Genomic DNA, 14,162 nt, shown 5'->3' with positions numbered 1-14,162 from the left:
GCGCGGCTGACATATCCCGGCAGGACTGCCGCGGTTTCGGGAGAATGGCTTTTCCCAATCCTTGGAGGCGTCCATGATTTCCCGTCTATTCCTGCTCGCGGCCCTTTTCTGTACCGGCGCCGCGCAAGCCCAACAATACCAGGTGTATCGGTTCTGGTCGCCATCCGTGGACGTGCTGCTCAATGAACAGAGGCAGGCGGCGGGCGGCATATGGGTCGGAGGCCAGCAATGGGGCGTCCGCCTCGATGCCGATGGCACGAAAACAAAATTTGCCATACCGGGCTTCTTCGGTGAAGTAAACGGGTTTAACGAAAGCGGAACGGCGCTGATCACCTATTTCGGCAACACGCAAGGCCTGGGCCTGTGGTATCAGGACGGGCGGCGCACGCTCATCCCGCTGCCCGCCAGCACAATCATTACAAACAGTGGGCGCAGCCTCAACGACAGCAACGTCGTGGTGGGCGGAATGCACACAGGTTTTGGCGGGAACGCGGTGGTGCGGGGCTTTCGCTGGCAGGATGGGGTCATGAACATGCTCGACAGCGGCGGCTTCGCCCGCTCGGGCGCGTCGGATATCAATAATGCCGGAGAGATTGTTGGCTGGGCAGACAATGGCGAAGGCGAGCAGGGGGTAATCTGGCGCAACGGCGTGCTGCAAGTGCTGAACTCCCCCAGCGTCGCCAGCAGGGCCCTGTTCGTGAACGACCAGGGAATGGTTGGCGGCTACAGCATCGACAGCCAGGGAGGCCTGCACGCCGTCGTGTGGGAGAACGGTCAGATGATCGATCTCGGCCACGGCTGGTTACGGGCAATCAACAACAACGGTGCGGCAATCTGGTCCGGCGACCGCCACTATCTTTGGCAGGATGGCCGATCCATCGATCTGGCCACGCTCATCGACGAGCAGAAATACCTTGGCTACCAGCTCGACGATCTGTACGACATCAATGACCAGGGGCAGATCTCAGCCTCGCTGCGTGATCCGCTCACCAACGACTATTTTGGCGTATTGCTGAGCCCCTTCGAGGTGACGCCGGTGCCGGAACCCCACCAATTCATGCTGATGCTGGCCGGCCTGCTACTACTGCCGCGCCGCCAGAAGCGGCAGTCGCCCGGCGGGCAGGAAGGCCAGCAGGTTCCCGCCGAGAACCAGTAGCAGGCCGCCGAAGGCCGTCGCCGTCCACACATAGCCTTCGAACACCGTGGACACCGTCAGCGCGACGATGGGGAAGAGCACCGTGCAGTAGGCTGCGCGGTCCGCCCCGATGCGGCCCACCAGCATGAGGTAGGCCGTGAAGCCGATCACCGAGCCGGGAATCGCAAGATAGAGCAGGGAACCGATATAGCGCGCCGTCGGCTCGAACGCGAACTCCATGCCCGCGGCCAGCGAGCCGAGGGTGAGCACGGTGCTGCCGATCAGCATGGCCCAGGTATTGGTGGTCCAGGGTGTAAGGCCCAGCGCCTGCATGCGGCTGGAGAGCAGGTTCCCGGCGGAGAAGCACAGGGTGCCAAGCAGGGCGAGACCCAGGCCGACCAGCATGCCGCTGTCGGTCCAGTGGCCGCGCATCTGCGGCAGGAAGAGCAGGCTGATGCCGCAGAGGCCCAGCAGGGCGCCCGCCAGCACCTGGGGGCGGATGGCCTTCTTCAGGAAGATGCGGCCGTTGATCGCGTTCCAGATCGGCGCGGTGGAGAACACCACGGCCACCAGGCCGCTCTGCATCCATTGGCTGGCGTAGTAGAAGCACAGGAAGTTGAGGCAGAAGAGGGCCAGGCCCTGCGCGAAGAGATAGCGCCATGCACGGCGCGGCGGCCAGACGGGTTTGCGCAGCAGGAAGAGCAGGACAAACATCACGGCGGTCGCCATCCAGAAGCGGATGGCGATGGACACCGGGGCGGCAACGACGCCGAGCTGGAATTTGATGGCGATCCAGGTGGTGCCCCAGATCAGGACTGTCAGCAGGTAGAGGAAGGTATTCATGCCGCCAGTCTGCTGGGGCGGGGGGGCGGGCGCTTGTCTGTTCTTGCGCATTTTTCGGGGCTGTCCAGCAGCGATGGCGGCTGCGTGCTAGACTTTTCGGCATGGGTTCCTGCGCGCCGTCCTTTGCCGAGCTGTTTCCCGCCGCCGCGAACCGCGCTTCGCCTGCGGCGCAGTCGGCGCTGGCCGAGGCGCCGCGCGATGCGATGGCGCATGCGGTGTTCCAGACCATGTCCGGCACCGATGCGGTGCTCGAACGCTTCGCCTGGCTCGGCGACGGCCTGGCGGCTGCCGTCTGGAGCCGCAGCACGGATGAACAGCTCACGAGTTATGCCCAGCCGGGCCATCACACCCTGTCCTGCTATCTGGGCGGTGGCTACCGCGTCGAACGCGAGGGCGCGCCGGGGCAGTACGGGGCTCCCGGCCGCCTGTGCTCACTGCCGGACTGGCACGAATCGGAATGGGTGGTGCGCGATTCGCTGCGCCTCATGCACATCTACTTCATGCCGGAGCACTTCACCCGCCGCGCCGTGGCGGAGCTGGACCGCGAGCCGCGCGAGCTCACGCTGCAGGACCGGACGTATTTCGAGAATCCGCGTATCGTGCAGATCTTCGAGGATCTCCTGGTTACGCCCTGGGAGGACTCCGACCAGCTCCTGCGTGCCAACGAGCTGACCCACGAGGCGCTCAGCGAACTGCTGCACTCGCAGTCGATGGTGAAGCCTTCGCTGCGCGTGCGCGGCGGGCTCGCGTCGCACCTGCGCCGCCGCCTGTCGGAATACATCGAAGCGAACCTGCACCAGCCGATCACCCTGGGAATGCTGGCGGAATTGGCAAGCTTGTCGGAGTTTCATCTGGCGCGCATGTTCCGCGTGAGCTTCGGCATGCCGCCATCGAGCTGGATCGCGGCGCGCCGCATCGAACGCGCGCGCAGGCTGCTGAAGGAAGGCGAGCTGCCTTTGCAGCAGATCGCCGACGCCTGCGGCTACGCGGACCTGAGCCACTTCGGCCACCGCTTCCGCGATGCGCTGGGCGCTTCGCCCAGCCGCTTCCGTCAGGTCATGTCGGCCAGCAGCCGTACGATCTCCTCGCCGTAGGAAGCGAGCTTCTTCTCGCCCACGCCCGATACGCCGCGCAGGTCGTCCAGCGACTGTGGCTTGGCCTTGGCGATCTCGCGCAGCGTGGCGTCCACGAAGATGACGTAGGCGGGCACATTATGCTCGCGGGCCGTCCCCATGCGCCACGAGCGCAGCCTGTCGAAGATCTTCTGCTCCTCCCCATCCAGGTCCGTCTCGGTGTAGCCCTTGGGCGCAGCAGCGCGCTTCTGCTTGACCGGCTTCTGGTACTGGCGCAGCTGCACCTTCTGGCCGCCCTTCAGCACGGGACGGGCTGCGTCGGTGAGCTTGAGGGAGCTGTATTGTTCATGATCGACGGTGACGAGGCCCAGCGCAATTACCTGGCGCAGGATGGCGCGCCATTCCTGTTCGCTGCGGTCTGCGCCGATGCCGAAGACGGAGAGGGAATCGTGGTGCCAGGTCTTGATGCGCTCCGTCTCGATTCCGCGCAGCACCTCGATCACGTGGCCCGCGGCGAAGCGCTGGTCCACGCGGTAGATGGCGGAGAGCAGCTTCTGCACAGGCACCGTGCCGTCAAAGGAGACGGGCGGCAGCAGGCAGGTGTCGCAGTTGCCGCAGGGCGTGGAGGGTTCGCCAAAGTAGTCCAGAAGGCGCACGCGGCGGCAGCTCAGGGTTTCGCACAGGCCGAGCATGGAATCGAGCTTGGTGCCGAGGACGCGCTTGAAGCCTTCGTCCGCTTCCGATTCGTCGATCATGCGGCGCTGGAGCACCACGTCCTGCAGGCCGTAGGCCATCCACGCGCTGGCGGGCAAGCCGTCGCGGCCTGCGCGGCCGGTTTCCTGGTAGTAGCCTTCTATGCTCTTGGGCAGGTCCAGGTGGGCCACGAAGCGCACGTCCGGCTTGTCGATCCCCATGCCGAAGGCGATGGTGGCGACCATCACAATGTTCTCCTCGCGCAGGAAGCGGGCCTGGTTGTCCGCGCGCTTCGCGTGATCCATGCCTGCGTGATAGGGCAGGGCGCGAATGCCGTTCTCGTTCAGGAAGTCCGCCGTTTCCTCCACCTTCTTGCGCGACAGGCAGTACACGATGCCCGAATCGCCCGCATGCTCCGTGGTGATGAAGTCCAGCAGCTGCTTGCGGCCATTGGCCTTTTCCACGATCTGGTAGCGGATGTTCGGACGGTCGAAGGAAGACACGAACTGCGCCGCATCTTCCAGCTTCAGGCGGTGTACGATCTCGGCGCGGGTCTGCTGGTCCGCCGTGGCGGTGAGCGCAATGCGCGGCACGTCCGGGAAGTACTCGTGCAATACGGAGAGCTTGATGTACTCCGGCCGGAAGTCGTGGCCCCATTGCGATACGCAGTGGGCCTCGTCGATGGCGAAGAGGGCGATCTTCGAGTCCTGGAACAGGTCGAAGCAGCGCTGCGTCATCAGGCGCTCCGGCGCCACGTAGACCAGGTCGAGCTGGCCGGTGCGCACCAGGCGTTCGATGCGCGCGGCTTCTTCCCAGGTCTGGGTCGAATTCAGGAAGGCGGCGCGCACGCCCACTTCGGCCAGCGCATCCACCTGGTCCTGCATCAGCGCTATCAGGGGGGATACCACGACGCCGACGCCGTCGCGCAGCATCGCCGGAATCTGGTAGCACAGCGACTTGCCGCCGCCGGTCGGCATCAGCACCAGCGCGTCGCCGCCGTTGCCCACGTGTTCGACGATTTCTCCCTGCTGCCCGCGGAAGGCGGGATAGCCGAAGATCGTTTGAAGCAGGTGGAGGGCGCGTTCGCTGGTTTCGTTCATTGTTTCTAGTCGGCCCACGTCACCAGGCCGGAGTAAGCAGAGGCGATCACCACCAGGCCGAATACGATCCGGTACCAGGCGAACACCGTGAAGTCATGGGTTGCGATATAGCGCAGGAGCCAGCGCACGCAGAGGAAGGCCGATAGAAAGGCGGCCACGGTGCCCACGCCGAACATCGGCAGGTCGGCCGCGGAGAGCAGGGCGCGTTCCTTGTACAGGGAATAGAAGGTCGCCGCGAGCAGGGTCGGAATGGCGAGGAAGAAGGAGAATTCGGTGGCGGCCTTGCGCGAGAGACCGAACAGCATGCCGCCGATAATGGTGGCGCCGGAGCGGCTGGTGCCCGGAATGAGGGCGAATGCCTGGGCGAAGCCCACTTTCAATGCATCGAGCGCGCTCATGTCGTCCACGGACTGCACACGCACGGAGACCGGCTGCGTCCGGGCGCGGCGCTCCACCCACAGGATGACCAGGCCGCCAATGATGAAGGCCAGCGCCACGGGCAGGGGAGCAAAGAGCACAGCCTTGATGCTGTTCCCGAAAATGAAGCCAAGGATCGCCGCCGGAACGAAGGCAATGGCCACGTTCAGGGCGAAGCGCTGCGCCTTGCGGTCGCTGAAGATCCCCGCCAGTACCGCCCCGATCCTGGCGCGGTACTCCCAGATCACTGCCAGCATGGCGCCGGCCTGAATCGCAATCTCGAACACTTTGACCTTCTCGCCGGTGAAATTGAGCAGGCTGCCGGCCAGAATCAGGTGGCCGGTAGAGGAAATCGGCAGGAACTCGGTGAATCCTTCTACCAGGCCCATGATCAGGGCCTTCAACGCAAGAATGATATCCATTGTGTTTTTTATAAAAGGTCGGGAGAGAGGCGTGCAGCCCGCATGGCGCGGGCACGAAGCTTACCACGAGCGCTCTCCCAGCCGCACCCGCTAGGAGTCTGGCACAGGTAAAAAGAGAGGGTTTTGATGCAGCCTTAAAAAAACGCCGCCACGGAGGCCGTGGGCGGCGCAAGAGAGACTCCGGCATGACCATGCCGGGGAGCAGAACTCAGAACGTCATGTCCAGGCGGGCGCCGAAGTAGCGGGCGAAGTCGCGCGGCGGCAGCCAGGAGGTGGTGTTGACGGCGCGCGGCACATTCGGCGCTTTCGGGCTCCACGTGCCGTTGGCGATGCTGTTGTTCAGGCCAGCCGCATAGTGCTTGTCGAACAGGTTGTTGACGAACAGGGAAGCCTTGTAGCGGCCCTTCTTGTCGCTCAGGCCGAAACTCAGGTTGGTGATGCTGTAGGCGCCCTGCAGCGTCATCGGGTCCTGGTTCAGGGAGAACTGCGTGCGGCTCTGGAAGCGCGTGCTGCCCGCCACAAAGGCGTTGAAGCCCTGCGTGGCCAGTGGAATGTCGTACTGGCCGCCCAGGTTGATCTTCACCTTCGGCGCGTTCGGCAGCGTTTTGCCCGCCAGGTTCTGCACATTGGTGTTGTTGAACTTGGGGCTCTTGAAGCAGCCCGGCCCCGGGGTGGAACCGGTGCCCGCGTCGTTCAGCACGTTGTAGCAGGGGCCGTTCTCGAACTCGGTGATGGTGGCTTCCGTGTAGGCGAAGCTGCCATTGAGCTGCAGTTCGCGCGTCACGCGCACCGATCCTTCGACTTCCACGCCTTGCGTGCGCAGGCCGCCCAGGCTGTTCAGGGCCGTGCGGAAGATGCCGTCGTAGTCGAAGAAGCCCGCCGACTGCTGGAAGTTGCGGAAGTTGGTGCGGAACAGGGCCATGCTGAACATGGCCCGGTTGTCCCACAGGCTCTGCTTCCAGCCCAGCTCATAGCTGCGCGCCGATTCGGCCGGAACGGCGTCCTTCTTCGCCAGCGCCGCGGTAAAGCCGGAGGTCAGGTCGTAGGCCACGCCTTTGTGGCCGGTGGAGACCGTGCCGTAGACCATTGCGTCGCGGTTCAGGCGGTGCTCCAGGCCCAGCTTCCAGGTGTGGCTGCTGTTGCTGTCGGATTTCGTGTAGAACTCCGTCTGGGCGAAGGTTTGCGGCGGCACGGTGTAGCGGCGGAAGTTGTAGCCGGTGTCTTCGTCGTTGAAGCGGGCACCTGCGATAAGGCTGGTATCGGGGCGGAAGTCCCAGTTGCCCTGGCCGTAGATGGCCTTGTTCACGTTCCACGCATCCGCGCCGTAGCTGGTGCCGTAGTTGAAGATCAGCGGCGCCTTGGTCAGCTCGCGGTTCAGGTCATTCTTGCCGTACCAGAGGCCCACCACATAGCGCAGCGCACCCTTGTCCGGCGAAGTGAGGCGGAATTCCTGGGTGGTGGACTTCACGTTGAATACGCCGTACTGGTACAGCCCCCCGTGCATCTTCGTCGGCGAGCCGTCGGGCAGGGTGAGGTACTGCAGGATGTCGATATCGGTATCGTCGTTGTCCTGGTAGTCGTCCATGTGGTACTTGCTGTAGGACGAGATGGAGCTGAGCGTATGCCCGCCGCCCAGCGCATACTCGATTTTCAGTCCCGCGCCCCAGTCGTGGAACTTGCCGCCGGTGGGATAGTCGTTGCGGATATCGCGGTTCTCCGGATTGATATTGATGTCGCGCAGGACCACCGATTGCGGCAGCTGCGGCGCGTTGCGATACAGGCCGCCGGGCGTCATCGAGGAGAAGGCATTGGTGCAGCAGAACTTCTCGGTGCGGTTGTAGCGCGGCGCGAGGGTGAAAGTAAGGTCCTCCGTCGGGCGCCATTCGAACTTCGCGTTCAGGTTCTCGCCCTTGCTGCCATTGAGCTTGCCGCCGCTGGTGAGGTTGTTCAGGGTGCCCTTGTAGCTCGTTTTGCTGGCCGCGACGCGCATGCGGAAGGTATCGGACACGGCGCCCGAAACGCTCACGCCCGCGCGCCACTCATCGTCTTCCGTTACGAGGGCCGTGGTGTTCACCTTCACCGGTCCACCGATAGGCTTCGTGGTGATATTGAGCGCACCGGCAATGGAGCTCTTGCCGAACAGGGTGCTTTGCGGCCCTTTCAGCACTTCGATGCGGTTCACGTCCGCCAGGTCCTTGAAGGCGTTGGCCTGCATGCCGAGCGGAATATCGTCGACAATCACCGCTACATCGGCCTCGACGCCGATACCCAGCGAGAAGGTGCCCACGCCGCGCATATTGATGCTGAAGTTGCCGGGCTGCGTGCCGTAGGACAGGGTGAGCGCGGGCGAGAGGTTGGGAATATCGTCCAGTTCACGCACGTTCGCGCGCTGCAGCAGCTGGTCGCCCAGCACCGTGATCGATGCGGGAACGTCCTGCAGGTTCTGGGCGCGCTTGTTGGCCGTCACCACGACCGATTCCAGTTTGCCGCTATCAGCCGCTTCCTGGGCCTGGGCTGCGCCTGCGCAGAGCAGCGCGGCAGCGATAGCGAGGGGCAGGGGGCGAAGGCCCGGCTGCTGTTTCACAGATTGCATGTTTATCTCCTGATTATTATTCGATGAGCCGCCCTTGCGGCCCTGTGCTTCAGGTGGTGCGGAATGTTCGGGCAGTTCTCCTTTCGCTTATGGGGTTTCGACGGCCAGCGGCGTTTTCAGGCGTTCGGCGAATGCACGCACGCCCTTTTCCCACGCTGCGCCGTCCGCGTAGTCGCCGCCCTTGCTCCAGGCGGCGCCGAAGTAGTAGATGAAGGGTTTGCCCGGCGCGGCGTGGCCAAGCGCGAGGTAGTGCTGTTCGGCGTTGGCGAAGACCGCGCCTTTCGGCAGGATCACGGCACAGCCGGTGGCCCCGTCCTCGCCGTGCTGCGGCTCCCAGTAGCTCATCCAGCCTGCAGCCGCATCGCTGGCATACTGGCCTTCGCCCTGGCGCTGCACGATGCCCACGGCCACAGGCAGTGCCGCCTTGCCGCTGGCGGTGAAGCGGCTCTCGACGCGGGTGAAGTTCGATCCAGCGTCGATGGACATGCGCTTGATTTCCGATACCTTGCGGCCTGCCGCATCCCAGGCCGGGAAGCGCAGCTCGAAGACGGAACGCAGCGGGCCGTCGGCAAGCACTTTCCAGCTTTCGAAGTTGCGCGAGCTGTGGAACTTGCCGTCCTTATAGATGGTGCTTCCGCCGCAGCCGCGCGTACTGCCGACGTGGTAGTAGTCCATGCCTTCCCCGTTATCCTTGTGATAGTTCCCGGCGGCGTACCACTTGTCGAGAACGGGCGTACGCACGCGCTTCACCCACACGTCGATGCCGCTGCTTACCAGCTGCTCCTTCGGGTCCTTGATGATGGCGGGGCCGTAGGTACGGTGCGCAATGCGGTCGCTCTCCCATGCGAAATCGTCCAGGCGCTCGGGCACGAAGCGGGCATGAGTCCTCACGTCGGCCCGCGGCATGGCTGCCAGGCGGTCGGCGGACAGCACGAGGTAGCGGTGAGTTTCGCCTGCCGCCAGGTTGACGGGGAAGAGGATGCGGTCGCCGATCACCTGCGAGTTGAGGATGGCGGATGTCGCGGCATCCATCACCACTGGCGTGGCTACACCGCGCTGGAGCTTCGCTTCCGCCAGCTCATCGCCGCGCAGGGCCGGGCTGCGGTTGCTCACGCGGATCTCCTGCGGCTTTGCCTTTTCCAGCACCGCCATGCGGTACATCTCGCTCCCGGCCAGAAGGAAGGCGCCCACGCCATAGACTTCTGTCAGGCTGCTGTCGAAAACCTTGGGCGCGAGGCCGATGGGCTGCACGTGGGTCAGCTTGCCGTCGGCATCCACGTTTGCCACCAGCGCGCTCCAGGCCTTGCGTACCGCGGGCTCATACTGCGCACGGTCCAGCAAACCCTGGTTGACGCCCCAGGCCAGCGCGTAGGTGTAGAGACCGGAGCCGCTGGACTCCTTCATGGGATAGGTGGCCGGATCCAGCAGGCTGGCGCGCCACAGGCCGTCCTCCTGCTGCAGTTCCAGGATACGGGCGGACATCTCGCGGTACTGCTGTTCGAAGCGCGCGCGCGCCGGATGGCCAGCCGGGATGTACTGGAGCATGCGAACGAGCCCGCCCATCACCCAGCCGTTGCCGCGGCTCCAGAACACCTTCCTGCCGTTGGCTTCCTTGCGGCCGAAGTAGTTGCTGTCGCGGTAGTAGAGGTGTTCCTCCTTGTCGTACAGGTAGTCCGAGGTGCGCCACCAGTGATTGACCGCGAGGTCGAAATAGCGCTGGTCGCCGGTGGCGGCCCAGAGCCGCAGCCAGGCGGGAGGCGCCATGAACAGGGCGTCGCACCAGGACCAGCGGTCCTGGTTGCCTTTGACCGTGAATTCCAGCGTGCCTTCGCGCGGGTTGGCGAGAATATCGTCGAAGTGCGCGCGCATGGCGTCGATCATCTTCGGCTCGCGCAGCTGGAGATACAGCTCGGCGTAGGTCTGGCCCACGATATGGTCGTCCGCGTGGTAGTGGTTGGGGCCCAGTTTCCAGCCGTTCTTCTCGCCCATGGCCACCATCGCGTCGCGGTACTTGCGGTCGCCCGAGATATTGGCCAGCGCCATCATGCCGGTGTAGCCAACGGCCTGAGTCCAGTCGTCCGGGCGATGGCGGCTTGGGTTGGCCAGCTGCCAGTCCGCCACCTTCTCCATCGCCGACAGCACGGTCTTCGGGGCGACGGCGGCCGAAACCTGGGCTGCGATGGGCGCCAGGGCATCCTGGGCGAAAAGCGGGGCGCCGTGGCAGAGCGCGACGGCGAGCACAAGACCTGCGAGCTTCGGATGTTTCATGTTCTGTCTCCTTTGTGCCGGAAATGCTGGAAAGCTTTCCATTCTTCTTTAAAAAATATATGACACCGCTACCATTTTTAAGCTCAATGGAAGGGCTGCACCGCAGCCCTTCCAGTCAGCTCACTCGTACATCGGTCCTGCCGTGACGAAGGGACCGCCCTGGTAAATGGTGGGCAGGTCGTCGGGCGCTGGGCGTTCCGCCGTGTCCGGGAAGTTCGCGGCGAAGCGGCTGGAGCTGGACTTGGGCACATAGCCCAGGTGGGAAGCCTTGCGGTTGTCCCACCAGCGCGTTGCGTTGTCCGATGTGCCGAAGGTGATGGTGTGGCCCACGCGCGGCGTGAACAGGGAGCAGCGCAGCAGCTCCACCAGGTCGTCGTAATCGAGATAGGTGACCATCATGCGCGGGTTGCGCGGCTCGGGGAAGGAGGAGCCGATGCGGATGCACACGGTCTCGGTGCCGAAACGGTCGTAGTAGTAGCGCGACAGGGCCTCGCCGAAGCACTTGCTCAGGCCATAGAAGCCGTCCGGACGGAGCGGCATGTCGGCGTCCACGATGTCGGTGGTCTTGTAGAAGCCTACCGTGTGGCTGGAGCTCGCGTAGACCACGCGCTTCACGCCATGCTTGTGCACTGCCTCATACAGATAGTGCAGGCCAAGGATGTTGGCCTGCATGATCGGCTCGAAGCGGTCTTCCACCGAAATGCCGCCGAAGTGGAGGATCGCGTCGACGCCTTCCACCAGCTTCATGACGGCGCCGCGGTCGGCCAGGTCGCACAGCATGACCTCTTCGCCTTCACGTGCGGGGCCGAGATCCTTGATGTCGCTCACGCGCACCACATCGGCCCATGGCTTGATGCGGTCGCGCAGAACCTGCCCCAGGCCGCCGCCGGCACCGGTTAACAACAGGCGTTTGAAAGGTTTGCTGCTTTTGGTCTGATTCATGGTGTATTGGAAAGGTTTTCAAGAAAACGTTTAACTCAGTATAACGCTTTTCCGGGCCGAGTCAATCGCCAGCCTTCGCCAACCAACGGGTGCGGTCATATGTCGCGATGAATCCACGGGCCTACACTTTTTTTCAACGAGTTGCTTGTTCTCGAAAAAAAATTCGACTACTATCGAGTTAAACGTTTTCCACGACATGAGAAAACGACTAGACGAAGTGAACAAGGAGACCCCAGATGCAACAAGCAAAAGCAAGGATCAACAGCCGGCTGACGCCAATGGCTTTCGCGGTGGCGATGTCGCTCCCCGCGCTGGCGTGGGGCCAGCAGGCGCCGGCGGGCGGCCTGGATACCGTGGTGGTGACCGCGAACAAGCGCGTCGAAAAGCTGGAGCATGTGCCGATGGCCATCTCGGTGCTGAGCGAGAGCGTCATCCAGAATAACAATGTGCGCGACATCGAGGATGTGATCAACCTGTCGCCCGCGCTGAGCGTCACCTACGGCACCACGCCCGCCAACAACGGCATCAACATGCGCGGCATCGGCACCACCTCCATTGGCATCGGCGTGGAAGCCGACGTGTCGGTGATTCTGGACGATATCCCCATGGGCATGCAGGTGAAGGCCTTCCAGAACCTGGCCGAACTGCAGCGTGTCGAAATCCTGAAGGGTCCGCAGAGCACCCTGTTCGGCAAGGCCGCCATCGCAGGCGCCATCAACATCACCACCAAACCCATCTCGGGACCCCTGGGCGGCAAGGCCAGCGCCCTGTACACCGAAGACGGTGAATGGCGCCTGAGCGCCAGCGTGGGCGGCATGATGACCGACCGTTTCGGCTTCCGCATCTCCGCCAGCAACGAGCGCTTCCCCGGCCTGCTGTACAACCTGACCACCGGCCGCCACGCCAACGGCACGGGCGACAAGTCCCTGATGCTCAAGCTGACCTATCGCCTGACAGACGATATCGACATCGACTTCTCGCCGCGCATCAACCGTTCCGAGCGCACCTGCTGCGCCATCGCGCTCACCAGCATGACGCCTGCCACCGGCGGCCTTCTCAGCAACATCGCCCAGCTCCCCGCGAGCCAGCTGCTGGCCGGTATCACGCCGAGCAAGGACAACGTCAACATCCGCAACAACGACCGCACCGGCCAGGACTCCGTGGACCGTGGCGCTGGCCTGAAAGTGACGTGGTCCATGCCGAACGGCGGCACGCTGGCCTCCATCACCTCCGTGTCGCACTACACGGCGAACGACTCGCGCGACCAGGACTTTGTGGATGCCCCAACCCTCCTGTACTATCCGCTCTCGAACGGCAAGCCCGCGGGCGCCAACCAGGGCTACGTGCAGTATGGCGTCTTCGACGTTGGCTCGCGCTCCCAGGAACTGCGCCTGATCTCGCCGGACAGCGGCACGCTGCGCTATGTGGCGGGCCTGTGGTACGCCAAGAACACCATCGCCCGCCAGTTCGTGCGCGGCTACCGCGACGTGGTTCTCTCCACGCCCGCGGCCTACGACACCAGCACCTATAACAAGAACCGCGCCGTCTTCGGCCAGCTGACCTGGGACTTCGCGCCGACCTACAGCCTGCTGGCAGGCCTGCGCTACAACCGCGAAACCTCCGGCTACGTCTTCGCCACCGGCCTGCCGCCTCCAGGACCGTTCGTGCCGAGCGCCGTGTTCTCCAGCCTGGGCAACTCGGAGAATTCCATCACCGGAAAACTCAGCCTGCAGAAGCAGTTCACGCCAGGCGTGATGGGCTACGTGATGGGCGCAACCGGCTACAAGGGCATGGCCTACGACCTCACCTCCAGCCTGAACGCCGTCACGGCGGCCGAACAGCCGGTGCCTTCGGAAACCGCGAAAACGGTGGAAGCTGGCCTGAAGGGCAATTTCCTGAACAACCGCCTTACCGTGAACCTCGCGGCCTTCTTCAGCAAGTTCAAGGACTACCAGCAGAACTCGGGCAGCTACCTGCCAGGCACCACTACCTACGTCACGCGCCTGAACAGCGTGGGCGGCGTGCAGACCAAAGGCCTCGAACTGGACGTGTCGGCCCTGGTGATGGAAGACCTGGTGCTCAACGCGAACCTGGCCTACACCCGCGCCTCGATCACGGACTTCAAGAATGCGCCGTGCTACAGCGTGTCCGGCAGCCCGAACGGCGGCTTCAACGCGGCCTGCGTGCTGAAGAACCCCCTGTACGGCGGCCAGAATACCCAGGACATCTCCGGCGGCCAGATGCCGAATGCGCCGAAGTACAAGATCAACATCGGCGGGCAGTACGACCTGCGCCTGCCGAACCGCAGCTTCAACGGCTTCATGACCTTCAACACCCGCTATACCTCTGAAGTGATCACGAACCTGAACCAGGACCCGGGCAACCGCGTGCCGGGCTACGCCCTGACGAATGTGGGCATCGGCGTGCGCGACAAGAAGGACAAGTACAAGTTCACCCTCTTCGTGAACAACCTGTTCGACCATCGCTACGCGAATGCGGGCCTGGGCGGCGGCGGCAGCTGGAGCTCGCGCGCACCGAATCCGGTGGTGACGGTAACAACCACCAGCTGGGTGCCCGCACGCGACGCTTTCCGCTACTTCGGCGGCCGCCTCGACGTGAAATTCTGATTCCCTCTGCTTTCTGCCGTGCCGTTTTGCGCGCCACGGCAGTTTTTTT

The 14,162-nt window shown here is 63.9% G+C and carries 9 protein-coding genes; 3 read left to right on the top strand and 6 right to left on the bottom strand.

Annotated features, from left to right (window positions below; translation table 11 throughout):
- Positions 1 to 73: 73 nt before the first annotated feature.
- Positions 74 to 1,156 (top strand): hypothetical protein, encoded by a 1,083-nt coding sequence (locus tag LSQ66_RS19390; RefSeq protein ID WP_231766825.1) that lies wholly within the window; start codon positions 74 to 76, stop codon positions 1,154 to 1,156.
- On the opposite strand, the gene LSQ66_RS19385 is transcribed toward LSQ66_RS19390, so the two are convergent.
- Positions 1,082 to 1,978, bottom strand: coding sequence for a DMT family transporter (locus tag LSQ66_RS19385; protein ID WP_231766824.1), 897 nt, complete (start codon positions 1,976 to 1,978; stop codon positions 1,082 to 1,084). The two genes, LSQ66_RS19390 and LSQ66_RS19385, sit on opposite strands and share 75 nt — an antisense overlap.
- A 101-nt stretch (positions 1,979 to 2,079) precedes the next feature.
- Here LSQ66_RS19385 and LSQ66_RS19380 point away from each other — a divergent pair, with 101 nt between their 5' ends.
- Entirely contained in the window at positions 2,080 to 3,072 is a 993-nt protein-coding gene (locus LSQ66_RS19380) for an AraC family transcriptional regulator (RefSeq protein ID WP_407659537.1), read from the top strand.
- On the opposite strand, the gene recQ is transcribed toward LSQ66_RS19380, so the two are convergent.
- From recQ to LSQ66_RS19355, 5 genes are all read right to left on the bottom strand, one after another.
- The gene (gene recQ / locus LSQ66_RS19375) at positions 3,030 to 4,844 is read right to left on the bottom strand and encodes a DNA helicase RecQ (protein ID WP_231766823.1); all 1,815 of its coding nucleotides are present in this window, start codon (positions 4,842 to 4,844) and stop codon (positions 3,030 to 3,032) included. The two genes, LSQ66_RS19380 and recQ, sit on opposite strands and share 43 nt — an antisense overlap.
- A gap of 5 nt (positions 4,845 to 4,849) precedes the next feature.
- Complete coding sequence (locus LSQ66_RS19370) at positions 4,850 to 5,683, bottom strand: undecaprenyl-diphosphate phosphatase (RefSeq protein WP_231766822.1); 834 nt, start codon at positions 5,681 to 5,683, stop codon at positions 4,850 to 4,852.
- Between the two features lie 208 nt (positions 5,684 to 5,891).
- On the bottom strand, positions 5,892 to 8,276 hold the full coding sequence (locus tag LSQ66_RS19365; protein WP_231766821.1) for a TonB-dependent receptor: 2,385 nt from the start codon (positions 8,274 to 8,276) through the stop codon (positions 5,892 to 5,894).
- 87 nt (positions 8,277 to 8,363) lie between these two features.
- Positions 8,364 to 10,544 carry a glycoside hydrolase family 88 protein gene (locus LSQ66_RS19360; RefSeq protein WP_231766820.1) on the bottom strand — a complete coding sequence of 727 codons (2,181 nt, stop codon included), beginning with the start codon at positions 10,542 to 10,544 and terminating at the stop codon, positions 8,364 to 8,366.
- A 120-nt stretch (positions 10,545 to 10,664) separates the two neighbouring features.
- Positions 10,665 to 11,486 carry an NAD-dependent epimerase/dehydratase family protein gene (locus LSQ66_RS19355; protein ID WP_231766819.1) on the bottom strand — a complete coding sequence of 274 codons (822 nt, stop codon included), beginning with the start codon at positions 11,484 to 11,486 and terminating at the stop codon, positions 10,665 to 10,667.
- Positions 11,487 to 11,722: 236 nt separating this feature from the next.
- On the opposite strand from LSQ66_RS19355, the gene LSQ66_RS19350 reads away from it, so the two are divergent.
- A complete protein-coding gene (locus LSQ66_RS19350; RefSeq protein WP_231766818.1) occupies positions 11,723 to 14,113 on the top strand; it encodes a TonB-dependent receptor in 2,391 nt (796 codons plus the stop codon).
- The last annotated feature ends 49 nt before the right edge of the window (positions 14,114 to 14,162 follow it).

This window comes from Massilia endophytica (assembly GCF_021165955.1).
In the GTDB taxonomy this organism is placed as follows: Bacteria; Pseudomonadota; Gammaproteobacteria; order Burkholderiales; family Burkholderiaceae_D; genus Rugamonas; species Rugamonas endophytica.
The sequence above is the reverse complement of the archived record's forward strand: the minus strand, read 5'-3'. Positions and strand labels throughout refer to the sequence as shown.

Coding starts and splice junctions, on each gene's coding strand:
- LSQ66_RS19380 (WP_407659537.1), top strand. CDS start 2,080: ATGGGTTCCTGCGCGCCGTCCTTTGCCGAGCTGTTTCCCGCCGCCGCG.
- LSQ66_RS19390 (WP_231766825.1), top strand. CDS start 74: ATGATTTCCCGTCTATTCCTGCTCGCGGCCCTTTTCTGTACCGGCGCC.
- LSQ66_RS19365 (WP_231766821.1), bottom strand. CDS start 8,276: ATGCAATCTGTGAAACAGCAGCCGGGCCTTCGCCCCCTGCCCCTCGCT.
- LSQ66_RS19370 (WP_231766822.1), bottom strand. CDS start 5,683: ATGGATATCATTCTTGCGTTGAAGGCCCTGATCATGGGCCTGGTAGAA.
- recQ (WP_231766823.1), bottom strand. CDS start 4,844: ATGAACGAAACCAGCGAACGCGCCCTCCACCTGCTTCAAACGATCTTC.
- LSQ66_RS19350 (WP_231766818.1), top strand. CDS start 11,723: ATGCAACAAGCAAAAGCAAGGATCAACAGCCGGCTGACGCCAATGGCT.
- LSQ66_RS19385 (WP_231766824.1), bottom strand. CDS start 1,978: ATGAATACCTTCCTCTACCTGCTGACAGTCCTGATCTGGGGCACCACC.
- LSQ66_RS19360 (WP_231766820.1), bottom strand. CDS start 10,544: ATGAAACATCCGAAGCTCGCAGGTCTTGTGCTCGCCGTCGCGCTCTGC.
- LSQ66_RS19355 (WP_231766819.1), bottom strand. CDS start 11,486: ATGAATCAGACCAAAAGCAGCAAACCTTTCAAACGCCTGTTGTTAACC.